Below are 26,855 nucleotides of genomic sequence, written 5' to 3' on the forward strand. Positions count from 1 at the left end.
GTGGTTGGGCGACGGCGTGGCGCCGGTGCCGCTGCGTGCGGGCGTGGTGGCGGGAGCGGGCCTGCTGCTGCTCGCTGGTGCCTGGGAGTCGCTTGGCGACGTCACCCGCTCGCGCAATGCCAGCGCCGATCACCGCACGCTGGCGGCACTCACGCCACTGCCCGCAGGCGTGTGGCTACTGACCTGGGCGCTGGCCGACGCCGGCGCCACCTGGCTGGTGGTGCGCGCCGTGGCTCAGTTGTGGTGAGCGCGGTCGCCCAGTCCAGTGCCGAGTGATGGGCTCCGGGCTTGCCGTGGGTGCCGGGCGGCGGGCCGACGGCGCCAGGTTCGTTCCGGTGCCGGGCTTGTGGCACCGCGGGCCGTCACGAGGACAGGTCGCGCATGAGGATGACGAGTTGCACGCGATCGCGCAGGTCCAGCTTGGTCAGGATGCGCGTGACGTTCTTCTTGACCGAGTCCGTGGCGAGGACCAGGCGCTGACCGATTTCCGCGTTGGTCAGTCCCTGGGCGACGAGTTCGGCGATTTGACGTTCGCGGGGGCTGAGCCGATCGAGGTTCTGTACGGCTGCGCGATGCTGTGCGGAGGGTACCGGTCGGAAGGCGTGCTGGTTGAGCAGCTCACGGGTGATACGCGGAGTGAGGATGGCATCTCCGCCGGCGACGGCCCGAATCGCCTGGTGGAGCTGCGCTGTCCGGGTGTCCTTGAGCAGAAAACCGGAGGCGCCCGCTGACAGGGCTCCAAAGGCATAGTCGTCCTGGTCGTAGGTGGTCAGTACCAGCGTCTTGACGGCAGGGTAGAGCTGGCTGATGCGCGCGGTGGTGTCGACGCCGTTGAGGATCGGCATCCGAATATCCATGAGAACGACGTCGGGGAGAGGGGAGCGCTGCTGGACCAGGCCCTCGAGCTGGTCGAGAGCGTCCTGGCCATGGGCGGCCTGGGCGATGACCCGCAGGTCGTCGGCCCGATTGACCATGAGCGTGAGGCCCATGCGGGCGGCGCGCTGATCGTCAACCACCATGACCGCGATTGCCGGGTTGCTGGTGGTACTGGGCGTGGTCATGCGGTCTCCTCATGAGGGACGACGGCGTGCAGGCGCCAGCCCGTGGAGGTGGGGCCGGCCTCCAGGCTCCCGCCGATCTCGCGGACCATGTCGGTCAGGTGGGTGAGTCCGTGTCCGCGTGTTGGTGACGGGGCGCGGGCGGCCTCGGGGTCAGTCTCGGTGCGTGTGGCGTCGTTGGTGAGGGTGATCCGGGTGGCGGCCTCGGCGTGGTCCAGCGCCAGCACGACGCGAGTCGCGCCCTCGGCGTGGCGCATGACGTTGGTGAGGGCCTCGCGCGCAATCCGATAGACCACGGCGCCGGTGCGGGCGTCATGGGGGCGCTGACCGGTTTCGGTCAGGGCTGCACCGAGGCCGGTGGCCCTCACCGTGACCAGGAGCCCCTCCAGATCGTCCCAGCTGCGGGGTTGGGCGGCATCGCCGACAGGCGGGAGGGGCCGCAGGGAGTCGACGGCGTGACGCGTGTTGGCCAGACCCTCTCGGGCCAGGGCATTGATGGTGGCGATGGCGTCGTCGAGTTCTCCATCGCCGGACGCGCCTGCCAGCCCCTCGGACAGGGCGATAATCGCGGTGAGGTCGTGTCCCACGGAGTCGTGGAGTTCTGCGGCAACCCGCGCCTGGTGGCGGGCGGCGTCGCGTTGCACGGTCAGACGCTGCGCCGCGGCCTGAGCCGCCAGCTGGGCGTCGCCGTGCGCCAGAGCCTCGGTGCGCGAGCGGGAGATCGCTGCCGCGGTGATCACTGCGACGACGGAGAACGCGTACGGCACGATCCGAGCGGCCCACGAATACGGGGAGTCGGCGACTGTCAGGGGCAGCGTCCAGCAGGCGGCCACGATGAGCGGACCGAGCAGGCGCTCGGCAACTCCCGCGGTGACGAACAGCGAGTACATGGCCACCAGCGGCACCAGGGCCAAGCTCCCGCTCACCCCCCACAGGTCAACCATCACCGAGGCCAGACCGGTGACCGCGACGACGGCCAGCGGCTGGCGACGCCGACCGAGCAGGGCCAGGACCGCGAGCAGGTTGAACCCCAGCCACGGGCCGGAGGCCACGGGGGCATTGACCACCGCGACTACGAGTAACTCGTATACGGCCAGCAGGATCACAACGGACCACAAGCCGACGGCGCTGCCGCGCCACCAAGCCGAGACTCGATCCAGGAAGGTCCGGGGCACGCCCGTCGTCGGCTCCTCCAGGCGCGGGTCGGCGTCGACGTCGTGGGCGAGGGCGACGCCGGTGTCGGTTGGCACCCCCATACGCGGGACGGCACTCATGCGACTCGTGTGATGGAGCGTCGCAGCGCCACCGCCCAGAGCGCCGCCCATCCCGCACAGACCGCGGTGGTGTGCACGATGGATGCCATGGAGGCGATGCTACCGGGCTCGCGGGAGGCACTGGCCAGCGTGATGAGCGAGAGCGGGAAGAGGGCACCGAGGCTCGGTGCTAACACGGTCACGGCGCACCCGGCCAGAGTTGCCAGCAGCAGGGCGCTCATGATCGAGGCGAAGGACGTCATGCGCACGCCCAGCCAGGCCACGAACAACTCGACGGCGAAGATGGCCATGGCGATGGGGACCCCGCGCGCCAGGAACGGGATGAACCCGGCAAGGTCGAAACCGAGCAGCACCCCGGTGAGGAGGAGTTCCGCCAGCAGCACCAGCGTGCTGAGCACCGCGACGAGGGCCATGTGCCCCAGCTTGCCCACCAGCATGGTGCCCTCCAGCCGGTTGGCGGACATGCGCTGCCAATTGCGCCCCTCATGCTCGGCGGAGGCCATCTGCGCGATCACCGCGCCTACGAGCAGGGGGACGGCGAGCATGGTTGTCAGCAGCGACGCCTGCCCCCACACTGCCGACCAGCTCATGCCCTGGTCGGCGAACTCGGACTGGAACTCCTTGTAGTTGGACCAGCCCAGCACCATGCCGATGGCGCACAGCAGCGCCAGTGCGGGCCAGTACCAGCGGTTGGCGGCCTTGCGCGCCTCCCACGTCACTGCGGCGCGTACCGATGGCTTGCCGAGGCGGGAGGGGCGGCGTCGCCCGGTGGACGTCGGTGCGGACGCGGGAGAGGCGCCGGGCTGGGCGGGTGCGGAAGTGGAACAAGCGGTCATCGGTGGTTCTCCTGGTGGATGATGGCGAGTGCGGCCGCGGTGGTCCAGATGACGGCGGCGACGACGGCGAAGAGCGCGCCCGCCCACGGCTGGGCGACGGTGACGGGCACGCCCGTCTGGAAGGTGGCCAGCCTGGAGATGGGGCTCGCGGCGGTGGCGATGCCCCAGGGAAGCAACCAGCCGAGGGCCTCTAGCTGCGCGGAGGGCAACCCGGAGCACACGAACCCCGCAATCGCTCCCACGGCCAGCCCGATCGCCTGCTTCTCAATACATGTTGCCAGCGCCAGTTGCACGGCCATCGCCGCCACTGAGGCGGCAACGACGACGACGATCGCCGGGCCGACGGCGTCCTGGTAGGCCGCTGTTGTGCGCATCCCCATGCTCGGGGCGACGAGTGCGACGAAGGCCAGCACGCTGAGCTGCCCGAGTACGAGTGCGAAGGAGCCCACGGTGAGCTTGGCGCCGAAGCGGGCCCGGCCGGGTTGCCCCAGGGCCGTGAGCAGTGAGCCCATGCGCTCCTCGGTGTCCACTGTCGCCAGGCGGGAGGCCAGCAGGGCCGCGACGAGCGGCACGAGCATGCCGACCAGGCTCATGGCCTCATTCAGGGTGAAACCCAGCAGCCGCAGCTGCGGCGCACCGGTGGCGCGCATGCCCGAGGCGGAGGCGATCCAGGCCAGCTCCAGGCCAGCCGCGCCCGCGGCCATGAGCCAGTAGCGCCGTCGTTTGAGCTTGCGCAGCTCCATGCCGATAGCGCTCATGAGCGGGCCTCCTGTCGTGTGCTCAGGGTGGGGGAGAACGGCGCTTCGGCGTCGGGCGCGCCCGGCGCGGAAACAAGGGAGGGGATGGCTGCCGCGGGCGCGTCGGAAGCGGTGGGGGTACCGGCCGGGTGCGAACTGGCGGGATCGGTCAGCTCCAGGAAGGCCTGCTCCAGAGTCTTGCGGACCGTCTGTACCCGGAAGATCGTGCCGCCCGAATGCACGATGCCGGTCACCAGGTCGCCCACCGCCGCATCCGGCAGCATGGGTGTGCGCACCGTTCGCCCCTGCACGCGGTGCGTGATTCGCCGCTCGGCGAGTAGGCCGGCAAGGCCGTCCGGGTCGGAGACGGTGAAGTCGATGACGCCGGCGTCCTGCAGGCCGGACAGCGGGCCCTGATAGCGCAGCCGCCCGGCGCAGATGATGCCGACGACGTCGGCCATCTGCTCGATCTCGGACAGGATGTGGGAGGAGACGATGATGGTGGTGCCCTCCTGGCGCGCCAGGGACACGATCAGCTCGCGGATCTCGGCAACACCGGCCGGATCCAGGCCGTTGGTGGGTTCGTCGAGGAGGATGAGTGGCGGATCGGCCAGGAGCGCCATGGCCAGACCCAAACGCTGCTTCATGCCCAAGGAGTAGTCCCTGACCAGTTTCTTACCCTGGTCGGCCAGGGCGACCGTGGTCAGGGCGTGGCCGACGCGGGAGTGGGGCAGGCCGAGGTAGTCGGCCAGCATGGCGAGATTCTCCGCTCCCGTCAGCCGCGGATAGTAGGAGGGGCCCTCAATGAGGGAACCGATCGTGCCCGCCGCCAGCGGGGAACGCGCACTCACCGGGCGCCCGAGCACGCTCATGGTGCCCGCGGTGGGGCGAGTCAGGCCCAGCAGCAGCTTCATGGTGGTGGACTTGCCCGCACCGTTGGGGCCGAGGAAGCCGTAGACGCCCCCGTGCGGCACCCGGAGGTTCACGTCGTCCACGGCCCGGAAATCGCCGTAGGACTTGGTCAGGCCATCGGTGGTGACGACCCAGTCGGACCCGTTTCGAGCTGGCTGTGCAGGAGCCGACACCAGTAGGTGGGAAGGCGCTGACGCCGTCGGGCGGGTCGGATCGGACAGCGCCGGGTCGGCCGCGGTGGTCCGCGGTGGCGCCCAGGCGGCGTTGGGTGTTGTGGCGTGTGTGCTCATGCATCCATGACAACCCGCCGTCAGCGCGGTGCGCACTCCAGTTGCGGGGATTGTCCCCCGTGGGGGACTGAGGGGCTGCGTGAGTTGGATCCGGGACCGGCCGCCGCGTGCACACCTTGCGCGAGCAGCCGATCGCCAGCGGCTCCATCGCTCTCAGGGACACAACTCGCGGATATGGAGCGGGTGACGGGAATCGAACCCGCGCTGTCAGCTTGGGAAGCTGAAGTTCTACCATTGAACTACACCCGCGTGCCTCACCTGCGTGAGGTGCGCGCACAGGTTACCACGCCGTCGGCCCGGCGCAACGCGCGCTGTCCACGCTGGGGCGGGTGCGGTCGCCGATGCGAGGCGTGAGATGCCTCGCCCATGGGGACTACTACCCCGCTTTCGGGGTGCGCATCCGCCCCGTCTTCTGCCAGCATGGCTCCATGACGTCCTCGCCCTTCACCGCGCCTGAGCCGCAGAATAACGACGGTTCCTACGGGGCTAGCGTGCAGAACAGCGCCCTCAGCGCCGACTACCCCCAGGGATATGCGGCGTCCTCCGGTGCTGAGACAGCCACCGACCCCTACCGTCAGCTCGATACCTACTCGGGTGCGCAGGGCTGGCAGGGTAGCGCCTACCCGCCGGGGTACGAACAAGCACAGCAGGCGGCCTATCAGTCGGGGTACGGGGCGCCTAGTAATCCGGGCGCGAACTATCAGCAGGCGCCGTACCAGCAGCAGGGGTACCCGGGCGCCGGCCAGCAGCCGGGCTACCAGGCTCCCGGATACCAGCAGGCCGGTTATGGGGCGCCCGCCGCGGCTTATCCCCAGCCTTATGCGACGTATGACCAGAAGTCCAAGGTGGCCGCCGGCCTGCTCGGGATCTTCTTCGGCGGCCTGGGTATCCACAACTTCTACCTGGGGCAGACCGGCAAGGCGGTCGGCCAGTTGTGTCTCACGCTCGGTGGCCTCCTCCTCCTGATCTTTTTTGTTGGTTTTTTCATGATGCTGGCCGCTCAGTTCTGGGGATTGATCGAGGGCATCATCATTTTGTGCTCCACCTCCGGCGTGCACCCCTGGGGCGTGGACGCCAGGGGCGTGCCCCTGCGTGGCTGACCGGCTGCCCACCGGGCGGTCTTCTGGCACCGACCGGGGTTCCGGTCGATGTTGACCGGCGTTGACCGGCGTCCTTGCGTCGACGCGCTGCCGGCAAGGTCCGGAGCTCGTCGACCTGTCCCCTGAAAACTCTCGTGAGTGGTGCCTACCGGATGCCGCCGACGGCGCAACCTGGCACAATCGGGGTTGTGCTGCTTTCCGATCGTGATATTCGCGCGGAACTCGAATCCGGTCACGTCGGCCTCGAGCCCTACGACCCGGAGATGATCCAGCCCGCCTCCATCGACGTGCGCCTGGACCGCTGGTTCCGCCTGTTCGACAACCACCGTTACCCGGTCATCGACCCGGCCGTTGAGCAGGACCGATTGACACACCTCGTCGACGTCGGTCCGGACGAGCCGCTGGTGCTCCACCCCGGTGAGTTCGTGCTGGGTTCCTCCTATGAGCGCGTCTCCCTGCCCGATAACATCGCCGCCCGGCTGGAAGGCAAGTCGAGCCTCGGCCGCCTCGGGCTCCTCACCCACTCCACCGCCGGCTTCATCGACCCCGGTTTCACCGGGCACGTCACCCTCGAGCTGTCGAATACCGCCACCATGCCCATCAAGCTCTGGCCCGGCATGAAGGTCGGCCAGCTGTGCTTCTTCCGCCTGTCCTCTCCGGCGCAGGCACCCTACGGTCAGGGCGCAACCGGTTCGCGCTATCAGGGGCAGCGCGGCCCTACGGCGTCGCGCTCCCACCTGTCCTTCCACCGCGTCCGCATTACTGACCCCGGTCCCCTCGCCGAGACTGCGGGCAGCGAAGGCACCGACGCATGAGTGGGCCGCAAGGCGCCTCCGCCGGCGCGGCGTCGCCGCTGCCCGACTTCTTCACCGCTGGCGCCGACCTGGCTACTACCCTGCCCGACGCCACCCTGTCCGCCGTCGGCTCCTTCCCCGTCGGTCGTGCGGATACCCAGCACATGCTGCTGCTGGCCGAGGACGTCACCGTCGACGAGCTTGAGGCCCTGGCGCTGTCCCTGGATGAGCACGCCGGCTGGGTGGGCGCCTCTCGCCTCCAGATCGTGCCCGGCGCCGAGCTCCAGGGCCCGTGGAATGTGGATCCCGACCTGCGGCGCGTCTTGGACCTGCCCGACTGGGCCACCCAGGCCGTGTTGCTCGACTGCCCGCCGCAGCGGGCCGGCGCCCTGCCGGAGGCACTGACCGGTGTTGACCCGCTGACCGACGCCTTCCCACTCGCTCAACCCACCGGCGTGGAGCTCCTAGCCTTGACCCGCATGCGGGCCATGGCGCGGCGCCTGGCCGGGGCGCTGCGTCTGGCCGGAGATCCGCCGACGCCGGGCGGCCGGACCGTTCCCGTTCTGATCGTTCCTGACCCCGAGCGGTCCACCACCCTGACCGTTTACTCGCCGGTGTGGATTGTGCCCGACGGCGTGGCGTCCCTCGTCGCTCGCATCGCCCCCGGCGCCCGCCTGATGCTGGAGGCCGACCCCGTGCCGGGGCCGACCGGTCTGGCCGCGGTCCCGCAGGAAGAACTCGTCAGGCTTGCCGCGACGCTCGGCGACGACGTACTCGACAAGGCCTGGCGGGAGGCCGAACGTCTGCGTCAGGAGCAGGCGCAGGCCGAGGCACGCGCCCGGGCTACCGGCACCCCCTTGGAAGAGCTGCGTGACGGCTACGGCATCGTTGCCGACATCGATCCGGCGCACCCGGATTGGGGCGGGATCGAGGTGCGCGTCCAGGGGACGGAACTGGTCCCGTTGGCTGTGCGCGGCGAGACGTGGGCTCGTCGCGGGGTGGTGTGTTACACGGTGGTGTGGGCGCCGCGCGACCCCGCCGACGCCCACCGCGAGGATCTTCCCGAGGGCTCTCGGCAGGCTCGCGCCGCGGCGCGCGTGCTCATCGAGAAGGTTGCCGCCGCCCTGCAGGCCGCCGCCGGAGGAGCAGTCCTGGACGACGACGGTTTCCTCGTGGCGCTGTGACCGCCACCCTCGCCGAAACCGGCACTAATGACGTGCCGAAACCGGCACAAGTAACGTGCCGAGACCTGCACTCATGACGCGGCCGGGCCGACCGCTCCGGGGAGTGCGGTCCACAGTGAAGGTCCCGGCGTCGCGAGGCGCTCTAGCGCAGCACGCCGTCGCCCGGGCGCGGCACGAGCCGGGCCTCCTGGGCGCGGGCGGCCGCCTCACTCCAGCGCCAGCCGGTGAACACCGCGGCCTCCTCCAGCGCTCGCGACCACATGACCGGCTCCTCGCCGCGCTCGCGGCCCACCGCCAGGTAATGGCGCAGCAGCCCGGCGCTGGCCAGGGCGTCGTCGAGCGCGGTGTGGTGCTGGCCGATCGTGATGCCAGCGGTCTCGCAGCAGGTGACCAGCCGCCGCGACGGCGTATCCATGAAATGCCGCGCCGTCTCCATGGTGCATACGCGCGGTACCCGTGCCCCGCGCGCCAGATGCTCCAGACCGCTCAGCGCCTGGGTGAGAAACCCGACGTCGAAGCGGGCATTGTGGGCGACCACCGCCCGCCCCGCTAGGTCCCGCACCAGCAAGTCAGCGACGTCGGCGAGCGCGGGCGCCCCCACCAGATCCTCCCCGACCAGCCCGTGAATATGGGTTGGCCCCACGTCGATGCCGGCGCCCGGATCCACCAGGGTGGTCCAGCTGCGCTCAACGCTTCCGTCCGGACTGGCAAGCACGAGCCCGATTTCAATGATGGAGTCCGCCGCTGGGGACAGCCCGGTGGTCTCCAGGTCGACGACGGCGTAGCCCACCCGGGATGCGTCCAGCTGCCCGCCCGCCTGGCGGGGCCGGGTGGGCGGTTGGCGCAGAGGCTTCTGTGGCAGCGGTCGACGCGCGCGGTGGTAGAACGGCATCGACGCCATCGTAAGTGACGGCCGCACCCCCGGCCGACGGCGAGCGCACCAGGCCGATGACGAGCCCAACCCGCCCACCGGGGGCGCCAATCATCTACAGTCCGAGTCATGACTGCCCCCACGAATGCACTGACCACCCCCGCAACCACGCCCATCACCAACGCCACCATCGCCGCCCAGATGGCCCACCGCACCATTCGCGCCTACACCGATGAACCGGTCGGCGAGGACACCGTTACCACGCTGCTGGATGTTGCCCGCCACGCCGCCAGCTCCTCCTTCCAACAGCAAGTCACCATCATCCGCGTGCAGGACCCCGAGGTGCGTGAACAACTCCACCTCGCTTCCGGGCAGGCGTACGTGGGCGGAGACCGCGGCGAGCTGTTCGTCTTCGTCGTGGACCTGCACCGCAACGCCGTCATTCGTGAGCGTGCCGGCGCCTCCTTGGAACCGCTCGAGCGCACCGCCCTGTTCCTCCAGGGTGCCGAAGACGCCATCATTGCGGCGCAGAATGTGGTGGTGGCCGCTGAGTCCCTCGGCCTGGGGACCACCTACCTCGGCTCGATCATCGGCGACGTGCGCCGCGTCATCACCGCCCTGCACCTGCCCAAGCGCACCTACCCGATCCTCGGCCTGTTGGTTGGCCACCCCGCCCAGGAGCCCCAGTACAAGCCGCGCCTGCCCCGCGAGATCACCACCGGCGTGGACGCCTACCCCGAGCTCGACGACCACGCCGACGCCCTGGCCGCCTACGACGCCGAGGTCGAGCAGTACTACGACCTGCGGGACACGAACAACCGCGTCGACGCCTTCACCACCCAGATCGCCCGTGCGCTCGGCGGTGGTCCGGCCTCGCAGGCACCCGTGCTCGACGTCCTCCACGAGCAGCTCCTCTGCCTGCACTGAGGCGCGGATCGGCGGCGCTGGGGGAGCGGTGCCCGGAGGTGCCTGCGGCGCACCGCGTCAATGGGCCCGTCGGACAGCCCGGCTCGGTGAGTCAACGGGCCGAGTCGGCTCAATCGATGTCGACGACGACGGGCACGTGGTCGCTGGCGCCCTTCCCCTTGCGCTCGTCCCGGTCGATCGCGGCGCCGGTCACGCGTCGGGCGAAGGCGGCCGAGCCGTAGATGAAGTCAATGCGCATCCCCTCGTTGCGGGGGAAACGCAGCTTTTGGTAGTCCCAGTAGGTGTAGTTGGTGACGCGCTCGCGCGTCACCTCCTGCAAGCCGACTCCCTCCAACTCGGCCAGTGCCGCCCGCTCCGGCGCGGATACGTGCGTGGCGCCCTCGAATACGCTCATATCCCACACATCCTCATCTCGTGGCGCCACGTTCCAGTCGCCGACCAGCGCCAGCGACTGGTGCGGATCCGCCGCCAGCCACGTGCGCACGTCGTCGCGCAGCGCGCGCAGCCAGTTCAGCTTGTACTCGTAATGCGGGTGGTCCAGTTCTCGGCCGTTGGGCACGTACAGGCTCCACAAGCGCACCGGTTCGGCGCCAACGGCGGTGCCGACCGTGGCGGCGAGCGCCCGGGCCTCCACCATGGGCTCCTTCCCCTCCCCGGCCGCCCAACCAGGCTGCCCGGGGAAGGTGGTGGCGACATTGGCCAGTCCCACCCGGGAGGCGATGGCGACGCCGTTCCACTGGTTGAGTCCATGCACGGCGAGCTCATAGCCGGCCGACTCGAAGGGCTCGCGGGGGAACTGGTCGGGTCGGCACTTGGTCTCCTGCATCGCCAGCACGTCGATGTCCCGACGGTTGAGGAAGTCGATGATCCGGTTGACTCGAGTGCGGACGGAGTTGACGTTCCAAGTAGCCAGACGCATACCGGCAGGCTATCGCGCCATTCCCCCTGTGTGCAGGGGCGGTCTCCAAGCCGACAACCGAACGAGCGTAGACCTCGCCCATGCGTGGCAGCGGGCGATTAGGCTCGGGCCATGGGAACCGCACTCGTCACCGGCGCCACCAGCGGAATCGGACTGGAGATCGCCTGGCAGCTCGCTGAGGCACACCACGACCTCGTCCTCGTCGCCCGCACCCCGGCGCGGTTGGAGGAGGTCGCCCATGAGATCACGCAGGTGGCGGGCGTGGGAGTGCAAACGCTCGCCGCCGACCTATCCGTTCCCGACGACGTTGCCCGCGTCGCCGAGCGGCTGCGCGTTGAGCGCGGAGCAGCGGAATCCGCCGGTGCCGCCCGGGCTCCGCACACCGCCGCGCAGGTGGCCGCGCGGCCCATCGACCTGCTCGTCAACGACGCCGGTTTCGCCGTCGGCCAGCCCTTCACCACCGGTGATATCGCCCAGGAACGGCGCGCTTTGGGCGTCATGGTCGGTGCGGTTCTGGAACTCACCCACGCTGCCGTCCCCGGGATGGTCAAGCGCGGACACGGCGCGGTCCTCAACGTCTCCTCCGTGACGGCGTTGACCGCCATGGGCACCTATGCCGCCCACAAGGCCTGGGTGCGCACCTTCACCGAGGGACTCGCCAGCGAGCTGCGCGGCACCGGCGTGACCGCGACCGTGGTCAACCCCGGACTGACCCGCTCTGAGTTCCACGACCGTGCTGGGATGGATGCGGATTGGCCCGACATTGCCTGGCTGCAGGCCGACGACGTCGCCCGGGCGGCGCTCGCGGCGGTGCGTCGCGGGCAGGTCATCTGCACGCCGTCGCTGCGCTACCTCGGCGTCAACGCGCTGCTGCGCCTGGCGCCCCGGGGGATCGTCCGCCGCGTCGCCGGCCACGCCAGCGTGCGCACGCGCTACTGACCGCCGGCGGCCGCCGTGTTCTCACGCCCCGACGTCCCCACGGCGAGGCATCTCCACGGTGCGAGTCCCGGCCCCAAGATTCACCGAGACCGGCACGTTATTTGTGCCGGTTTCGGTGAGGGGCGGCGGAGGATGCTCGTGCCACGTACCCGACCTTCGTGAATCGACGGTGGCACTTCGCTCAGATTTGACGACACCGTGTGATATCCTTCATAAGGTCAGCTTGCCCTGCGTCGGTCCGTGTCCCCAGCGGACGGGGCGTGACATTCCCGGAGCGTGAGGGGGTGCCGCGTGGTACGTCTCATCAAGGCGCTATGGCGTGGCTACACGCGCCTGTTCACCGGCTGGACGCGGATCGCCCTGGCGGCGCTCCTGGGCGTCCTCCTGGGGGTGGGCGGTTTCACCGTCTACTACTCGGGCGTGACTAGTTACTTGGGCGATGATCCGGCCACCTGCGCCAACTGCCATGCCATGAACGAGGAGTACGAGGCCTGGCAGCGGGGCAGCCACCATGATGTGGCTACGTGCAACTCCTGCCACGCCCCGCACGACAACATCGTCTACAAGTACATCAACAAGGCGGACAACGGCTTCTGGCACGCCCTGAAGTTCACGTTCCAGACCTACCCGGAGAACATCCAAATCCGCGAGCACAACCGCGAGATCACCGAGGCGGCCTGCCTCTACTGCCATGGCGACTTTGTCGACCAGGCCACCAACAGTTCGGCCCACAAGGGTGAGACGGTGTCGTGCATCCGTTGCCACGACGGCGTCGGGCATGAGAGGTGATGCGACATGAGTACCGAGAAGGACGACGCCACGATGGACAGTCCCGATCACAGCGACACCGCCACCGGCGACGGCGAAACCCCGGCGGCGCCGCGCCGACGCGGGAAGTGGGTCCCGGCCCTGGTGCTGGTCACCGTGGCCGTGGCCGCGGCCGCCGTCACGTGGGTGCTGACCACGATCTTCGCCCACAAGCAGGAGTCGGCGGCCTCCTTCACCGAGGTGGTCGAGCTGACCGACACCTCCTATGACCCGGCAATATGGGGGCAGAACTTCCCCATCCAGTACGAGCAATTCCGCAAAACCATCGAGGACACCGACGGCGACTTCATCGCCGTCACCCCCACCGCCGACGACCCGCGCGAGTACCACACCATCTCCCGGATCGAGTCCGAGACCCGGGCCCAGCGGATGTGGCGCGGCTACGCCTTCGCCGTGGACTACACCGAGCCCCGCGGACACGAATGGGCGCTGGACGATCAGCGCTACACCGAGCGCACCGACGAGCGCTTCAACCAGCCCGGCACCTGCCTCAACTGCCATGCCTCCATGCCCGAGGTCTACGACGAGTTGGGCGACGGCGACCGGCAGGCCGGCTTCGACGCCGTCAACGCCCTCAGCTACGACGAGGCCTACGAGCATGCCTCCTCCTCCATCGCCTGTATCGACTGCCACGACCCGCAAACCATGGAGCTGACCATCACCCGGCCGGCCTTCATCGACGGCATCCGGAAGGCCAAGGCGGCCGAGGGCATTGAGGACTACGACGTCAACCGCGACGCCACCAACCAGGAGATGCGCACCTACGTATGCGCCCAATGCCACGTCGAGTACTACTTCGCCGGCGAGGGTAAGACCCTGACCTTCCCGTGGGACAACGGCCTGACCGTCTATGACGAGATGGACTACTACGACGAGGTCGGCTGGACCGACTTCACCCATGAGGAGTCCGGCGCCGAGGTGCTCAAGGCGCAGCACCCCGACTTCGAGACCTGGTCGCAGGGCATCCACGCCGCCAACGGCGTCACCTGCGCCGACTGCCACATGGCTTACAGCCGGGTGGGAGCGGCGAAGGTCTCCAACCACCAGATCATGAGCCCAATGGCCAGCGAGGAGACCATCAACGCCTCCTGCCTCACCTGCCACCACTCCACCGCCGAGGAGATGCGTGAGCGCGTCGACGGCATCCAGACCCGGTGGCAGAGCTCGCTCAACGTGAGCTTCACGGCCCTGGATGCGCTCATCACCGATATCACCACGGCGGCCGCGGACGGCAGCGCCAGCGAGGAGGACCTCGCCACCGCCCGCGACTACCAGCGCAAGGCCCAGTTCATCGTGGATTACTCCTTCTCCGAGAACGGGCGCGGCTTCCACGCCCCGGCCTATTCGATCTCCATTCTCAACCAGGCGACCGACTGGGCGCGCTCCGGCCAGCTGGTGCTGCGCGGCGTCGACGTCGAGAACGGGGTCGGCCCGGCCATTCCCGAGCAGCACCTGCCGGATAGCGATAGCTGACGGGGCGCGGGCACGGTATGGCAGACGAGCAGGTGACCGAGCAGCAAGAAGAGCAGACGGGGACGGGCGCGCCGGACCGGCAGGAGCTGGCCGCCTTCCTCGCCACCGCCCCGGACGGACTGCGGGAGTGGGCCGACGCGCAACTGGCCCGCTTCGACGCCGACGCCCCGCCGGTGTCCGACGACGCCGCGCCGGGCGCGTCCGGTGACGATACGGTCGGCGCCGCTGAGCCGGGTTCCGCTGACCCGGGCGCGGCCGGTGGCGCCGCGGCCGACGACGCCGCCGACGTCGAGGACCTGCTAGCCGACGAAGACCGGGACGATGACCGCGATGACGCGGAAGATCCGGAGAGCGGACAGGATGCAGCCGAGGACTCGCCCGAGGCCGCTCCCGCTGCCGACCCGGGCGCCTCCGCTACGGCGGCGCGCCGCGGCCGCACCCCCTCGGTGCTGCAGCAAAGAACCGGGGTATCCCGACTCAACCTCGTGCTGGTGGCGCTGCTCGCCGCCGCCGTCGTCATCATCATCCAGCAGGCGGGCCGCAATGAGGCCGGCTCCGGCACCGCCCTCCCCTCCGGTCACCCCTCGATTGCCGCCACCGCCAACGCCACCGACATCGCCGCCCTGGACGAGGCCGAGCCGGTGGACGCCGAGCTGGAGGCGGACCTCCAGGCGCAAGCCGAGACGGATCCCGCCAATATCGAGGCGCGGCAGGAACTCGGTGTCATGTACCTCAAGGCGGCGCTGTACCAGGACTCCATCACCTGGCTGCAGCAGATCCTCGACGTCGAACCCGACAACTTGGACGCACTGCTGACCATCGGCGTTGCCGAATACCAGTCCAGCCAGTACGAGGCCGCCGAGACTCACTGGCTGCGCGCCACCGAGATCGACCCGGACGTGGCCGAACCCTGGTACAACCTCGGCTTCCTATACCTGGCTCAGACGCCGCCCGACACCGAGCGCGCCAGGGAGTGTTGGGACAAGGTGCTCGAGCTCGCCCCCGACTCGGAGATGGCGGCCGCCGTCCGCAGCCATGAGGACGGTACGGCCACCGGCTCGGCGACGGCGAGCGCGGGGTGATCGGATGGAGCTCACCATCCCGGTTGCCCTGCTGGCGGGGCTCGTCTCCTTCGCCTCCCCCTGCTTCCTGCCCATCGTGCCCGCCTTCGTGGGGCAGCTCGTGGGCGCCGACGTGCGCCGGGTACGGCGGCGCAACGCCCTGGTCAACTCCTTGTGCTTCGTAGCCGGGTTCTCCCTGGTCTTCATTGCCCTATGGGCGTCGCTCGGACTGATCGGCAGGTCACTGGGCCCGTATGCGGCCTATGCGCGGATGCTCGGCGGGGCCATTCTCGTGTTCATGGGCCTACACGTGGCCGGCATCCTCACACTGCGCCCCTTCGACACGCTGATGAGGGCGTCCGGCCCCGCCGACGCGGGCGGATCGCCACTGCGCGCCGGTCTCATGGGGCTCGCCTTCGGGGCGGGCTGGACCCCCTGCATCGGCCCGATCCTGTCCGGCATCCTCGCCCTGGCGACCACGCGGACGACGGCGTGGTCCGGCGTCGCCCTCATGCTCGCCTACTGCGCGGGCCTGGGAGTCCCGATCGTCGCCGTCGCCCTCGGCTCGGCGCAGGTGACCCGGCGGTTCAACTGGTTCCGGCGCCACCACGTGGGGGTGTCCCTGGTCAGCGGGGGCGTGCTGGTGGTGGTGGGCCTGCTCATGATCACGGGACTATTGGGAAGACTGTCCGCCCTGATCCCCGCGCTGGGGCTGTGAGGAGGCACTGAGGTGAAAAGCGACGTGAAGCCGGCGAGCAAGTCGGACGCGAGCTCGGCCACGAGCACGGCGGATGGCGGTCGCGCCAGCGGCTCCGCCTCCGGGGCCTCGGCGCACGGCGGAGGCGGCTCCACGCCCCGCGGCGGACGCCGCCCTGAGCCCGGCGACGGCGGCAGCGCGGTGGACGGCCTGGATGACCAGGTGGCGCTGTCCCCGCGTCAGCTCGCCCGCCGCATCTACGCGTTCTTCTACCACAAGGCCGTCGGGCTCGTGCTCATCCTGCTGGCCGGGCTGCTGGCCCTTCTGGGCGCGATCTTCCCCCAGATGCCGTCCTCGGCCCGGGAGAGCGCGGAGGCGAGCGCGCAGTGGCTGGAACAGGTGCGATCGACCCTCGGCGGCTGGACCGGCATCCTCAATACCCTCGGGGTGTTCCACATGTTCACCTCGATCCCGTTCCTCGTGGTCATGGGCCTGCTTGCGGCGTCGATCATCGCCTGCACCGCGCACCGGTTGCCGGTCATCTGGAAGACCACCCGCCATCCGCGCACCCACGTTACTGCCCGATTCTTCGACCGGGCCCGGCTGCGCTCCCACTTCACCGTCCCGCTCAGTGCCGATGCGGCCTTCGACATCATTCGCGCCGACGCCCGCAAGCACCACCTGCGGGTCATCACCGACGAGCGCGGCCCTGGCCGCAACGCCTACCTCGACCGCCACCACTGGGCCCCCTTCGGCACGGTCTTCGCGCATATCGCCTTCGTCGTCGTCATGGTCGGGTTTGTGGTCTCCTCGCTCACCGGCTTCCGCGACGAGCAATTCACGCTCACCGTCGGCCAGCCCAAGGAGGTCGGCCACGGCACGGCGCTGGTGGCCGAGGCGCGCAGCTTCCGCGACACTTACTACGAGGACGGCTCCCCCAAAGACTATGTGGCCGACCTGGTCGTCTATGAGGACGGTCAGGAGGTGGCCGCCCAGGAGGTGCGGGTCAACACCCCGCTCAGCTACGGCGGCGTCATGTTCCACCAGTCCTACTTCGGGGTCTCCGCCGTCATGAACATCACCGACGCCACCGGTGCGGAGGTCCTGCACGACGGCGTCGCCCTGGAGTGGACCACCTCGGACAAGGTGTTCAACTACGGACACACCACCCTGCCCGACGGCACGGTCATCTACGTCGTCGGCTCGGCCTCCGGGCAGGTCGGCACCGGCATCGAGCCCGGGCAGATGCGCATTGAGCTCTACCAGGGGGATGCCACCACCCCGTTCGACGCGGCAGTGCTGGATCAGGGCACGCCCACGCCGCTGGGCGACTACACCGTCACCTTCGAGCGGGAGCAACAGTTCACCGGCATGATCGTGCGCCGGGATCCGGGCGCTGGGATTGTGTGGTTCGGCTTCGGACTGCTTGCGCTGGGAATCTGTATCACCATGTTCTTCCCGCACCAGCGCCTGTGGGTGCGGGTCACCGACCTCGGCACCGACGCCGACCCCGACGCCGGCGCCCTGGTGCAGATGGCTTCGCCGGATCGCCGAGATTCGGGCATGAGCAGAATGTTCACCGATATGGCCGTGCGCCTCAGCGGCGAGATGCTACGTCACGGAGAGAGGACCGACGTCGATGCTTGAGTATTCCCAGGCCCTACTGCTCATCACCACCGGGCTCGTGGTCTTGTCCACCATCGCCTACCTGGGCGCATTCTTCGCCGCACGCATGTCGCGCGCCGTCGGTGCAGGAACGTCCGGGGCCACGCCGGCCACCACCGTCGTGGTCAACACCGGCGACGGCGACCGTGCCGTGGAGGTGACCGGCGGGCTCCAGCACGCTCCGATCAAGCGCTTCACCGTCACCTGGTGGGCGGCCAAATCCACCCAGCTGGCCCTGCTGCTGCTCACCGGGTCGCTCATCACGCGGACCATCGCCACCGGGCACGCCCCCCTCTCCAACCACTACGAATTCGCCATCTGCTTCGCCTGGGGGATGATGCTGGCGCAGGTGCTCTTCGAGTGGCGCTACCGGGTGCGCACGGTGTCAATCATTGTGCTGCCGGTCATTCTGGCGATGCTCATCTACGCCTCCACGCTCTCCTACCAGCCCAGCCCACTCATGCCGGCGCTGCAGAACTCCCCGCTGCTCACCCTGCACGTGTTCACCGCTTCCCTCGCCTACGGCGCCGCGGTGATCTCCTTCGCGGCCGCGGTCATGTACCTGCTGGCGCCGCACGTGCGCTGGCGGGGCTGGCCCCGGCGCGAGGTGCTGGACGACCTCGGCTACAAGGCCACCGTGGTCACCTTTCCCATGCTGACCCTCATGCTCATCCTGGGGGCCCTGTGGGCCAATGTCGCCTGGGGCCGCTACTGGGGGTGGGACCCCAAGGAGACCGCGGCTCTGGTCACCTGGCTCATCTACGGCGCCTACCTGCATGCACGGGTGACCCGCGGCTGGCGGGGGAACCGCTCGGCGTGGCTGCTCATCCTCGGCTTCGCTGCGGTCCTGTTCACCTACCTCGGCAACCTGTTCTTCGGAGGTCTGCACTCCTATGCGTGATGATGCGCCGCACGACAAGCCCGCCGACCCCAACGACGAACCCGCCTGGCGCACCGGCATCCGCGGTTCCCGGTTCGCGCAGGCCGTCGTCGTCCTTGTGGCTGCTTTTGCCATTGCCATCGCTGCCTGGTGGGCGGTCAAACCGGATGACACCGGTCCGGAGTTGGCTGAAACCGCCGTCGTCACCGAGGTAGAGGTGGATGGTGTGAGCAGCGCCCCGGTGGTGGGGGACACGGCCCCGGCCTTCACCGGAACCAGCATCGACTCCCAGGACGTGTCGCTGGACCCGCAGGCCATGGAGGGACGGCCGGTGTGGCTCATGTTCGTGGCCACCTGGTGCACCGGCTGCCGTACCGAGATGCCGGATGTGCAGGAGGCCGTGGCCGCGCATGGGGACGATATCCAGGTCATGGTGGTCTACGTGGGGGAGGACGCCGCCACGGTGAGTGCCTACTCCGAACGCGTCGGCAATGACTTCATTGAGATCCCCGACCGCACCCAGGCGATCTCCGCTGCCTACGGGATCATGGGCGTGCCCTCGCACTTCTTCATTGATGCTGACGGCACCGTCCAGCAGGTGCACGTCGGCATGCTCGACCCCGAGCAGATGACCGAGTCGATCCAGGCCCTCACCAACTAGTCCCGGCAGTCCCGCCAACCGCCACCCACCCCTTCACCGAAACCGGCACTAATGACGTGCCGAGACCGGTCGAAGTTGCTGAGGGCGGGCTAAGCCTCGGGTGTGCGGGGGCGGATCTTGAGGAGAGGTTTCCTCCTGTACCCGAGTGGCGTGTCCTGCGGGATGTCGCCCCGGGGGTGGTTGTTGTGGTCACCGTTTGCGACAATGACGCTCCCGGTCCCGGCTCACTCGCACCTACCGTAGGCTCGTCGCGCCACGTCACGGTCATTGATCGCAGCCGCACCATGCAAGCACCAGTACAGCGCCGCTCAGCGACTTCGCTCGTTTCGGCACGTCATTGGTGCCGGTCTCGGTACGTTACAAGTGCCGGTCTCGGTACGTTACAAGTGCCGGTCTCGGTACGTTACAAGTGCCGGTTTCGGTGAAGGGGGTGGGTGGCGGCGGGGCGCGGTCTGCCTGGCGGGTCGGCTGACTTGCCGACGGGTGCCCGGGGACGGGTTAGCCTTGGTGCTGTGAGCACCGACGTCATCGCCAACGATTCCCACCGCGCCCGCCTGGCCGAACTCATCCGCGAGCTCGCCGTCGTGCGCGGGAAAGTCACCCTCGCCTCCGGCCTGGAGTCCGACTTCTACGTGGACATGCGCCGCGCCACCCTGCATCATGAGGCGGCGCCGCTGATCGGGCACGTCATGCTCGACATGCTCGAGGAGGCGGGGCTCGGGATCGACGACGTCGACGCCGTGGGCGGGCTGACCATGGGGGCGGACCCCGTCGCTACCGCCATGCTGCACGCGGCCGCCTCCCGTGGGCTCGACCTCGACGCCTTCGTCGTGCGCAAGGCCGCCAAAGACCACGGCATGAAGCGCCGCATCGAGGGCCCCGACGTCGCTGGGCGCAGGGTCGTCGTCCTGGAGGACACCTCCACCACCGGCGGCTCCCCGCTGGAGGCTGTCGCGGCGCTGCGGGAGGCGGGCGCCGAAGTGCTCGCCGTCGCCGTCGTCGTCGACCGCGCCACCGGGGCGCGTGAGCGCATCGAGGCCGCCGGCCTGCCCTACCACGCCGCCCTGGGCCTGGCGGACCTCGGTCTTGACTGAGCCCGGGTCCGAGTCTTCCGCGCTGCCCGGTACCGCGCGGCCGGAACCGGACCTGCCGGCGGACCGGCGCGAGGTGGGGGTGGGGCCGTGGCCGAGTGGCCGGGACGCTTGGCCCGATGATCCCCGCTATGACCGGACACTGCTGGCCGACGGCGACCGGCGCAACGTCGTGGACCGCTACCGCTACTGGACGGTGGAGGCTATTCGGGCCGACCTGGCCGGACGCGCTCACGCCCTGCACGTAGCGGTGGAGAACGTCTCCCAGGACCTCAACATCGGTTCAATCGTGCGGACGGCCAACGCCTTCAACGTCGCCGCGGTCCATATCATCGGCCGCCGCCGCTGGAATAAGCGCGGCGCCATGGTCACTAACCGGTACCTGGATGTGCGCCACCACGCCGATCCGGCGCAGCTGCTGGAGTGGGCCGCTGGCGCCGGGTACGAGGTGATCGGGATCGACAACGGCCCGCGCGCGCAGCTCCTGGAACAGGCGAGGCTGCCCGAGCGCTGCCTCATGGTGTTCGGCAGCGAGGGGGAGGGAATCAGCCCCGAGCTGCTTGAGCGTTGCGCGCGGGTGCTGAGGATCGGCCAGTACGGTTCCACCCGCTCCATCAACGTGGCCGCAGCGGCCGCAGTGGCCATGCACGCCTGGGTGCTGCAGCACGCCGGGCCCGCCCCCGACTGAGCGGAGACGAGCCCGGCGTGATAGACGGTTCGAACGCTGTGGGCCGGACTGAGCCCGACGCTGTGACCGGGCGACGACGGCGGTGGTGGTCGAAGCCGCGACGCCCGCTGTAGCGTCCGAAGGGATCAGGCCTGCTCGGCCTCAATAACCGGGTGGTTCGCCGGGGCGTGCGTGACCTCGATCTTGCGGGGCTTGGCTTCTTCGGCGACGGGGATCGTCAGCGTGAGCACACCGTCGGTGTACTGGGCGGAGATGCGGTCCAGTGCGAGCCCGTGTCCAAGCGTCAGCTGCCGGGCGAAGGTGCCGGAGGGGCGCTCGTGTGCGAGCCACTGCAGGCCCTCGGCGTCGTTGGCCGGGCGCTCGGCGCGAACGGTTAGGGTGCGGTCCTCGACGTCGACGTCGATCGTCGCCGGGTCCACACCGGGCAGGTCAATACGAGCCACGAAGGACTCGCCTTCGCGGTAGAGGTCCAGGGGCATGCCCACGGAGGCGGGCGTGCGCACCAGGCCGCCGGTCAGCCAGCGGTCCAGGTCGCGGAACGGGTCAAAAGCTGTTGTTGCCATGTCAACCATCTCCAGTGGTGGCGGTCTCGGCGTTTCCGAGAACCGAGCGGAGGGGTGTCCTGACGGCCTCTCCGTGCGTACTTCAATTTTGGCACTCGCGAACGGAGAGTGCTAACGGTCATCGCCACGGGTGAACTATGGCGACGAAGCCGTGCGGGGTGCGGGGCGTGCCGACGGCGGGGCTGGCCGACGGCGGGCTCGGTCAGGTCTTGGAGGGACGGGTGGCTGCTTACATCTGGCGGTGGCCTGTGGCACGGCGGCCCGCGGAAATCCGCAACCGGGACCACGATCCGGTTCACGCGCACGTGAATCCGTGACAGAATCAGCACCGCACCACTGACTATTCACTTTCATCAGGAGGCACCCAGTGGCCATTGCAACCCCGGAGTCCTATGCCGACATGCTTGACCGCGCCAAGGCCGGCAAGTACGCCATCCCCGCGATCAACGTCACCTCCTCGCAGACCCTGTCCGCTGCGCTCAAGGGTTTCGCCGACGCCGAGTCCGACGGAATCGTCCAGATCTCCAACGGCGGCGCCGCCTACTGGTCCGGCTCCTCCCGCCTCGACCGCGTCAAGGGCTCCATTGCCTTCGCGGCCTACGCCCGCGCCGTCGGTGACCTCTACCCCGGCGTCATCGGCCTGCACACCGACCACTGCCCCAAGAAGATGCTCGAGCCCTGGATCCTCCCGCTGCTCGAGATCGAGGCGGAGCAGGTCAAGCGCGGCGAGCTGCCGATGTTCAACTCCCACATGTGGGACGGCTCGGCGGAGACCCTCGACGACAACATTGAGATCGCCGTGGACATGCTGGCCCGCGCCAAGGCCGCCAACACCGTCCTGGAGATCGAGATCGGCGCCGTCGGCGGCGAGGAGGACGGCATCTCGGGTGACGAGAACGCCAACCTCTACACCACGGCCGACGATGCCTGGCGCGCCATTGAGGCCCTCGGCCTGGGCGAGAACGGCCGCTACATCACCGCGCTGACCTTCGGTAACGTGCACGGCTCCTACAAGCCCGGCCACGTCAAGCTGCGTCCCGAGATCCTCGGCGACATCCAGAAGGACGTCGCGGCCCGCCTGGGCGACCGCCTGTCCACCAAGGTGGGCGTCAAGGACTCCCCGTTCGACCTGGTCATGCACGGCGGCTCCGGCTCCACCGACGAGGAGATCGCCACCGCGGTGCGCAACGGCGTCATCAAGATGAACGTGGACACCGACACCCAGTACGCCTTCACCCGTCCGGTTGCCGACCACATGTTCAAGAACTACGACGGCGTCCTCAAGATCGACGGCGAGGTCGGCAACAAGAAGACCTACGACCCGCGCTCCTGGGGCAAGGCCGCCGAGGAGGGCATGGCCGCCCGCGTGGTCGAGGCCTGCGAGCGCCTCGGCTCCGTCGGCTCCGCCAAGCGCTGATCGGCCCGACGACGACGGCGCGCCCCGGCGCGGCGCCGTCGCCCAGTTCGGCAGCTGAACGGGAACACCTGCGCACGTGTGCGCTGATGTTCCTCGGCATAGCGTGAACCACGGCTGCGGCCCCGGCACCTGTACAGGTGCCGGGGCCGCAGCCGTCTTGCTGTTCACACCGAAGCGTGACCGGGACCTCCCGGGTGCGCCGTCCGGGTGTCGCCCTCTCTTGATGTGATTGATGCCTATCACAGGCGCGGATAGACTGGACTCCTATTGTCAGGAGGACCCCATGACTGCCACCACCGAGCGCATACGCCGTCGGCGGCTCACGGCGTGGCGGGTGGTTGCGCGATTCTTCTGGGTGATGCTGGTTGCGCGGCTCATTCTGGGGCTGATAGGTGGGGACAATCTGTTTTCTGCCGAGGCCTGGCTGACTCCTGGCGTTTGGTTTTACCCCGCTGGCTTTGCGGCCGTTGGCGTCTACTCCTACCTGTACTGGATGCGCCACCGGGACGACTGACGTCCTCATAGGTCGGGATCGTGCGGCGGGGCGCCCGCCAACGCAGCGTGCAAACCCGTGGTCCCGGCGCCCGTGCGGTGTCGGGACCACAGCCATGCGCGACGGGTGTGTATACTCGCCGAACCTTCTCAACGAATCGGAGAAAGCGGTGGCAACGCTCGCGGATGTGGCCCAACGAGTGGGCGTCAGTCAGGCGACTGTCTCACGTGCACTCAACGGCAAGCCGGGCGTATCTGAGAAAACCCGCCGAACCATCCTGGAGACCATGCGGGAACTGGGTATGGTGGGGGACTCCCTGCAACGCGGCATCCCCCGGCAGGTGGCCCTGGTAGCACCCGACCTGTCCAACCCGATCTTCGCCGCCTTCGTCACCTCCATCAGCACCTACCTGGCGCGCAACAACCTGCTGCCGGTGCTGTGCGCCTACACCCTGAGCGGTGCTTCGGAGAGCTCTCTGCTGGAGATGGTGCTCAAGCAGCAGCCGACCGGCGTCATCTTCCTCGCCGGCCGTTACGACACCGAGTTCGCCGATCACGGTGACTACGCGATGCTTGCGGAGCGCCATCTACCGACCATCTACATGAACGCCGCCGATCCGGCCCTCATTGGCCACTGCGTCATGACCGACGACGCCGCCGGTACCCGCATGGCGATGCGGCACCTCGCCAGCCAGGGGCACACGCGCATCGGCCTGCTCATGGGGGACCCGCACCACTACCCGAGTCTGGTCAAGCATCGGGCCGCCGTCGCCTTCGCGCAGGAGGCGGGGTTGGACGTGTCGGATGAGAGCACGGTGTGGACCACCTACGGCTTTGAATCCGGGCGCGATGCGGCGCTTCGCCTCGGCGAGCAGGGCGTCACGGCGCTGCTGTGCGCCAGCGATCAGCTGGCACTGGGCGCGATCCGCGCTCTGAAGTCCCTGGGTCTTGATGTGCCCAGTGACGTTTCCGTCATTGGTTACGACGATTCCTCGTGGCTGGCCTACACCTCGCCGGCACTGACCACGGTGCGTCAGTCCGTTGATGCCATGAGCCGCGCCGCCGTGGATGCCCTGTTGCGCTGCATGGAGGACCCCTCACTGATTGAGGTGCGGCGGGACCTCGTGTTCGAACCCGAGCTGGTGGTCCGCGAGTCCACGGGCATCTGCCGCACCTGGCGGTCGGACCGCCGCTGACGTCGGGCCGGTACTGGCCCCGACTTCGCGCAATACGTGCGCAACAAGGCACGTAAGAATCTACGCAAGACGGCATGCAGGAGAGCTCGCGCAAGGCATGCGTATACGCGGCATGTCCGCCGGCGCGCGGGAGTAGGGGCCGCGGCACGCGGTTACCCGACGGGGTACGGGAGCGCGCGTCTTCGGGGAGAACCGGGCGGGATACGCGGGAAACGGGCTCGCGGGGTGGTGCGCGGTCGGGAAGCCCGTGGCGGCGCTGGCCGCCGCAGTCCAGGAGGCAATGAAGGCTTCCGCGACGCAAGTTCAAACGCAAGTGTTGCGCAAAACTTGTGCTCGCTATAACCTTCTGCGTGACAGAACCGGGGCTCACCGACGTATCGAGCCCCTGGGATAGGACTCGGCTCAACGAGGAGTGTTGGAATGATGAAGACATCGCGACGGAGTTTCCTGGCATTGGGCACGGTGGCGACCGCCGCTGCCGGCCTGGCCGCCTGCGGAGGCGGCAGCAGTAGCACCACCACCTCCGACGGCAAGCCGATCGTCAAGGTGCAGGTGGTCAAGGATTCCCGCACCGCCAAGATGTCCGAGCTCGCCTGGACCAAGGACCTGGAGGAAGCGGCGGGCTGCTCGATCCAGTGGCTGGAGACGCCGTCGGCGTCCTGGGACCAGCAGAAGAAGGCCTCACTGGCGGCCGGCGACGTCGCCGACATCACCATCGGCGGTTTCGGCTCGGGCGATATGGCGGACTTCGGCAGCCTGTTCATGGATCTCACGCCCGAGCTCGGCTCGCTGCCCAACGTGCAGGCCATGTTCGACGCCGAGCCCTACGCCCAGGTCGTCTCCACCACCACCGACGGCAAGATCCTGGGCACCCCCTCCGTGGCGGGCTCCATCACCGCCCGCTCCTCCAACCACATGTTCATCAACAAGCAATGGCTGGACAAGCTGGGCCTAGAGGTCCCCACCACCTGGGAGGAGCTCGAAACCTGCCTGGAGGCCTTCAAGGACGGCGACCCCACGGGCACCGGCGCCGCCGTCATCCCGCTGGACTTCAACGCCCCCGGCACGGACGGCTTCGGCCTGTTCAACCCCAACCTCATGCTGTCCTCCCGCGGCATCACCGTCTCCTCCGGAGCGCTGGGCATGTACGCCCAGGGCGGCGTGGTCAAGAACTACCTGACCGACCCCGCCTACAAGGAGCTCATCGTCTACCTGCGGCGCCTGTGGGAGAAGGGACTCATCTCCGAGGAGGCCTTCACCCACGACTGGTCCGCCTACACCTCCACCGCGAAGGGCGACGGCGACGTCGCCAAGGTGGGTGTGACCTGGATGTGGACGCCGTCGGACATCTTCGGCTCCACCCTCGGCCCCCAGTACGTCACCATTCCCGCGCTCCAGGTGGAAGCCGGCCAGAGCGAGAAGACCGTGTGGACCTTCAACGGGGACGACCTCGCCTACCAGGCCAACCGGGCCGTGGTGTCCGCCAACCCCGCCAACAAGGAGGCCACGCTCGCCGTCGTCAACGCCTTCTACAGCGCCGACATGACCATCCAGATGCGCTACGGCGCCTTCGACACCTGCGTGACGCGCAACGGGGACAACGACTACACCGTCCTGGAGCCGGCCGACTCCACGAAGAACGCCTCCGACTGGCAGTTCACCAACTCCCTGGCCGACGGCGCCCCCGGCTGGATCCGCCCGGACATGAAGCTGGAGCTGCCGCCCGAGCACACCGAGTACCGCGAGGTCGACGCCGTCTACGACGACAACTACGCCAACATCGACCTCAACCAGGACGTGCTGTACTCCAACATGCCCACGACCCCGGAGCAGTCGCGCACCCTGTCCAAGAACGCCACCGGCATCAACCAGAACGCCATGAGCAAGTTCGCCCAGTGGATCACCCAGGGCGGCGTCGAGGACGAGTGGGACGACTACGTTGCCAGCCTCGAGGCGAACAACCTGGCCGAGTCGATCTCCGTGCAGCAGGAGATCTACGACGCCTACAAGGCCCAGATGGATGAACTGGGCGTGGACCTCAACTCGCTGAGCGAGTGAGCCGAACGTCGTTCCGGCCACTTGTCAGGGCGGGCGGCGCGAAGACGCCGACGCCGAGCGCATGCGCCGCGTGCCGCCCGCCCTGCTCGAGGAGGATTCCCATGCATGACCAACGCTTGAACTCACTGCCCGCCGTGCTCAAGGTGAGCATCGCCCTGCTCGCCTGCGCCACGGTGCTGACCGGCTGCCACCGGCCGAGCCCGGATCCAGTCGCCCCGACGTCGTCGGCCACCCCCACCGAAGC

The 26,855-nt window shown here is 68.9% G+C and carries 27 protein-coding genes and 1 tRNA gene; 19 read left to right on the forward strand and 9 right to left on the reverse strand.

The window, feature by feature from the left end; all coding sequences use genetic code 11:
- Nucleotides 1–247, forward strand: a 247-nt coding sequence (locus RWX45_RS06545; RefSeq protein ID WP_316022940.1) for a M50 family metallopeptidase, incomplete at its 5' end; no start/stop codon positions are given.
- A gap of 115 nt (nucleotides 248–362) precedes the next feature.
- Here RWX45_RS06545 and RWX45_RS06550 read toward each other — a convergent pair.
- From RWX45_RS06550 to RWX45_RS06575, 6 genes are all read right to left on the reverse strand, one after another.
- Nucleotides 363–1,061, reverse strand: a complete 699-nt coding sequence (locus RWX45_RS06550; RefSeq protein ID WP_316022941.1) for a response regulator transcription factor — start codon at nucleotides 1,059–1,061, stop codon at nucleotides 363–365.
- Nucleotides 1,058–2,332: a sensor histidine kinase gene (locus RWX45_RS06555; RefSeq protein ID WP_316022942.1), complete on the reverse strand. Its 1,275-nt coding sequence runs from the start codon at nucleotides 2,330–2,332 to the stop codon at nucleotides 1,058–1,060. The genes RWX45_RS06550 and RWX45_RS06555 overlap by 4 nt, the downstream gene beginning before the upstream one ends.
- A complete protein-coding gene (locus RWX45_RS06560; RefSeq protein WP_316022943.1) occupies nucleotides 2,329–3,168 on the reverse strand; it encodes an ABC transporter permease in 840 nt (279 codons plus the stop codon). Before RWX45_RS06560 ends, RWX45_RS06555 begins: the two co-directional genes overlap by 4 nt.
- Nucleotides 3,165–3,926, reverse strand: a complete 762-nt coding sequence (locus RWX45_RS06565) for an ABC transporter permease (protein ID WP_316022944.1) — start codon at nucleotides 3,924–3,926, stop codon at nucleotides 3,165–3,167. The genes RWX45_RS06560 and RWX45_RS06565 overlap by 4 nt, the downstream gene beginning before the upstream one ends.
- Entirely contained in the window at nucleotides 3,923–5,107 is a 1,185-nt protein-coding gene (locus RWX45_RS06570) for an ABC transporter ATP-binding protein (RefSeq protein ID WP_316022945.1), read from the reverse strand. Before RWX45_RS06570 ends, RWX45_RS06565 begins: the two co-directional genes overlap by 4 nt.
- 175 nt (nucleotides 5,108–5,282) lie before the next feature.
- Nucleotides 5,283–5,356: transfer RNA gene (locus tag RWX45_RS06575), tRNA-Gly, on the reverse strand.
- A 101-nt stretch (nucleotides 5,357–5,457) separates the two neighbouring features.
- On the opposite strand from RWX45_RS06575, the gene RWX45_RS06580 reads away from it, so the two are divergent.
- The 3 genes from RWX45_RS06580 to RWX45_RS06590 all read left to right on the forward strand — a co-directional run bounded on the left by RWX45_RS06580 (nucleotide 5,458) and on the right by RWX45_RS06590 (nucleotide 8,185).
- Entirely contained in the window at nucleotides 5,458–6,207 is a 750-nt protein-coding gene (locus tag RWX45_RS06580) for a TM2 domain-containing protein (RefSeq protein WP_316022946.1), read from the forward strand.
- A 188-nt stretch (nucleotides 6,208–6,395) separates the two neighbouring features.
- On the forward strand, nucleotides 6,396–7,022 hold the full coding sequence (gene dcd, locus RWX45_RS06585) for a dCTP deaminase (protein WP_316022947.1): 627 nt from the start codon (nucleotides 6,396–6,398) through the stop codon (nucleotides 7,020–7,022).
- Complete coding sequence (locus tag RWX45_RS06590) at nucleotides 7,019–8,185, forward strand: hypothetical protein (protein WP_316022948.1); 1,167 nt, start codon at nucleotides 7,019–7,021, stop codon at nucleotides 8,183–8,185. Before dcd ends, RWX45_RS06590 begins: the two co-directional genes overlap by 4 nt.
- Before the next feature lie 142 nt (nucleotides 8,186–8,327).
- Here RWX45_RS06590 and RWX45_RS06595 read toward each other — a convergent pair whose 3' ends face one another.
- Nucleotides 8,328–9,077, reverse strand: a complete 750-nt coding sequence (locus RWX45_RS06595; protein WP_316022949.1) for a 3'-5' exonuclease — start codon at nucleotides 9,075–9,077, stop codon at nucleotides 8,328–8,330.
- Between the two features lie 108 nt (nucleotides 9,078–9,185).
- On the opposite strand from RWX45_RS06595, the gene RWX45_RS06600 reads away from it, so the two are divergent.
- Nucleotides 9,186–9,983: an NADPH-dependent oxidoreductase gene (locus tag RWX45_RS06600; RefSeq protein ID WP_316022950.1), complete on the forward strand. Its 798-nt coding sequence runs from the start codon at nucleotides 9,186–9,188 to the stop codon at nucleotides 9,981–9,983.
- A gap of 109 nt (nucleotides 9,984–10,092) precedes the next feature.
- Here RWX45_RS06600 and RWX45_RS06605 read toward each other — a convergent pair whose 3' ends face one another.
- Nucleotides 10,093–10,902 (reverse strand): exodeoxyribonuclease III, encoded by an 810-nt coding sequence (locus RWX45_RS06605; RefSeq protein ID WP_316022951.1) that lies wholly within the window; start codon nucleotides 10,900–10,902, stop codon nucleotides 10,093–10,095.
- A gap of 111 nt (nucleotides 10,903–11,013) precedes the next feature.
- Here RWX45_RS06605 and RWX45_RS06610 point away from each other — a divergent pair, with 111 nt between their 5' ends.
- The 10 genes from RWX45_RS06610 to RWX45_RS06655 all read left to right on the forward strand — a co-directional run bounded on the left by RWX45_RS06610 (nucleotide 11,014) and on the right by RWX45_RS06655 (nucleotide 20,885).
- Nucleotides 11,014–11,841 (forward strand): SDR family NAD(P)-dependent oxidoreductase, encoded by an 828-nt coding sequence (locus RWX45_RS06610; RefSeq protein WP_316022952.1) that lies wholly within the window; start codon nucleotides 11,014–11,016, stop codon nucleotides 11,839–11,841.
- A 291-nt stretch (nucleotides 11,842–12,132) separates the two neighbouring features.
- Nucleotides 12,133–12,630, forward strand: a complete 498-nt coding sequence (nrfH, locus tag RWX45_RS06615; protein ID WP_316022953.1) for a cytochrome c nitrite reductase small subunit — start codon at nucleotides 12,133–12,135, stop codon at nucleotides 12,628–12,630.
- A gap of 6 nt (nucleotides 12,631–12,636) precedes the next feature.
- A complete protein-coding gene (locus RWX45_RS06620; protein ID WP_316022954.1) occupies nucleotides 12,637–14,142 on the forward strand; it encodes an ammonia-forming cytochrome c nitrite reductase subunit c552 in 1,506 nt (501 codons plus the stop codon).
- Between the two features lie 17 nt (nucleotides 14,143–14,159).
- Complete coding sequence (locus RWX45_RS06625) at nucleotides 14,160–15,224, forward strand: tetratricopeptide repeat protein (protein WP_316022955.1); 1,065 nt, start codon at nucleotides 14,160–14,162, stop codon at nucleotides 15,222–15,224.
- Between the two features lie 4 nt (nucleotides 15,225–15,228).
- Nucleotides 15,229–15,921, forward strand: coding sequence for a cytochrome c biogenesis CcdA family protein (locus RWX45_RS06630; protein WP_316022956.1), 693 nt, complete (start codon nucleotides 15,229–15,231; stop codon nucleotides 15,919–15,921).
- 12 nt (nucleotides 15,922–15,933) lie between these two features.
- Nucleotides 15,934–17,547, forward strand: coding sequence for a cytochrome c biogenesis protein ResB (locus RWX45_RS06635; RefSeq protein ID WP_316022957.1), 1,614 nt, complete (start codon nucleotides 15,934–15,936; stop codon nucleotides 17,545–17,547).
- On the forward strand, nucleotides 17,540–18,466 hold the full coding sequence (gene ccsB / locus RWX45_RS06640) for a c-type cytochrome biogenesis protein CcsB (protein ID WP_316022958.1): 927 nt from the start codon (nucleotides 17,540–17,542) through the stop codon (nucleotides 18,464–18,466). Before RWX45_RS06635 ends, ccsB begins: the two co-directional genes overlap by 8 nt.
- Nucleotides 18,459–19,106, forward strand: a complete 648-nt coding sequence (locus tag RWX45_RS06645) for a TlpA disulfide reductase family protein (protein ID WP_316022959.1) — start codon at nucleotides 18,459–18,461, stop codon at nucleotides 19,104–19,106. The genes ccsB and RWX45_RS06645 overlap by 8 nt, the downstream gene beginning before the upstream one ends.
- A 512-nt stretch (nucleotides 19,107–19,618) precedes the next feature.
- Nucleotides 19,619–20,200, forward strand: coding sequence for an orotate phosphoribosyltransferase (gene pyrE / locus RWX45_RS06650; protein ID WP_316022960.1), 582 nt, complete (start codon nucleotides 19,619–19,621; stop codon nucleotides 20,198–20,200).
- Nucleotides 20,193–20,885, forward strand: a complete 693-nt coding sequence (locus RWX45_RS06655) for a TrmH family RNA methyltransferase (RefSeq protein ID WP_316022961.1) — start codon at nucleotides 20,193–20,195, stop codon at nucleotides 20,883–20,885. The genes pyrE and RWX45_RS06655 overlap by 8 nt, the downstream gene beginning before the upstream one ends.
- Before the next feature lie 125 nt (nucleotides 20,886–21,010).
- On the opposite strand, the gene RWX45_RS06660 is transcribed toward RWX45_RS06655, so the two are convergent.
- Nucleotides 21,011–21,457 carry an Hsp20/alpha crystallin family protein gene (locus RWX45_RS06660; RefSeq protein WP_410050690.1) on the reverse strand — a complete coding sequence of 149 codons (447 nt, stop codon included), beginning with the start codon at nucleotides 21,455–21,457 and terminating at the stop codon, nucleotides 21,011–21,013.
- A gap of 358 nt (nucleotides 21,458–21,815) precedes the next feature.
- On the opposite strand from RWX45_RS06660, the gene fbaA reads away from it, so the two are divergent.
- From fbaA to RWX45_RS06680, 4 genes are all read left to right on the forward strand, one after another.
- Complete coding sequence (fbaA, locus tag RWX45_RS06665) at nucleotides 21,816–22,865, forward strand: class II fructose-bisphosphate aldolase (protein WP_316022963.1); 1,050 nt, start codon at nucleotides 21,816–21,818, stop codon at nucleotides 22,863–22,865.
- A 283-nt stretch (nucleotides 22,866–23,148) separates the two neighbouring features.
- Nucleotides 23,149–23,379: a hypothetical protein gene (locus RWX45_RS06670; protein WP_316022964.1), complete on the forward strand. Its 231-nt coding sequence runs from the start codon at nucleotides 23,149–23,151 to the stop codon at nucleotides 23,377–23,379.
- Nucleotides 23,380–23,527: 148 nt separating this feature from the next.
- Nucleotides 23,528–24,553: a LacI family DNA-binding transcriptional regulator gene (locus RWX45_RS06675; protein ID WP_316022965.1), complete on the forward strand. Its 1,026-nt coding sequence runs from the start codon at nucleotides 23,528–23,530 to the stop codon at nucleotides 24,551–24,553.
- Between the two features lie 420 nt (nucleotides 24,554–24,973).
- Complete coding sequence (locus RWX45_RS06680; protein WP_316022966.1) at nucleotides 24,974–26,611, forward strand: extracellular solute-binding protein; 1,638 nt, start codon at nucleotides 24,974–24,976, stop codon at nucleotides 26,609–26,611.
- Nucleotides 26,612–26,855 lie beyond the last annotated feature (244 nt).

The sequence above is a fragment of the Actinomyces sp. MRS3W genome, from assembly GCF_032465695.1.
GTDB lineage: Bacteria > Actinomycetota > Actinomycetes > Actinomycetales > Actinomycetaceae > Actinomyces.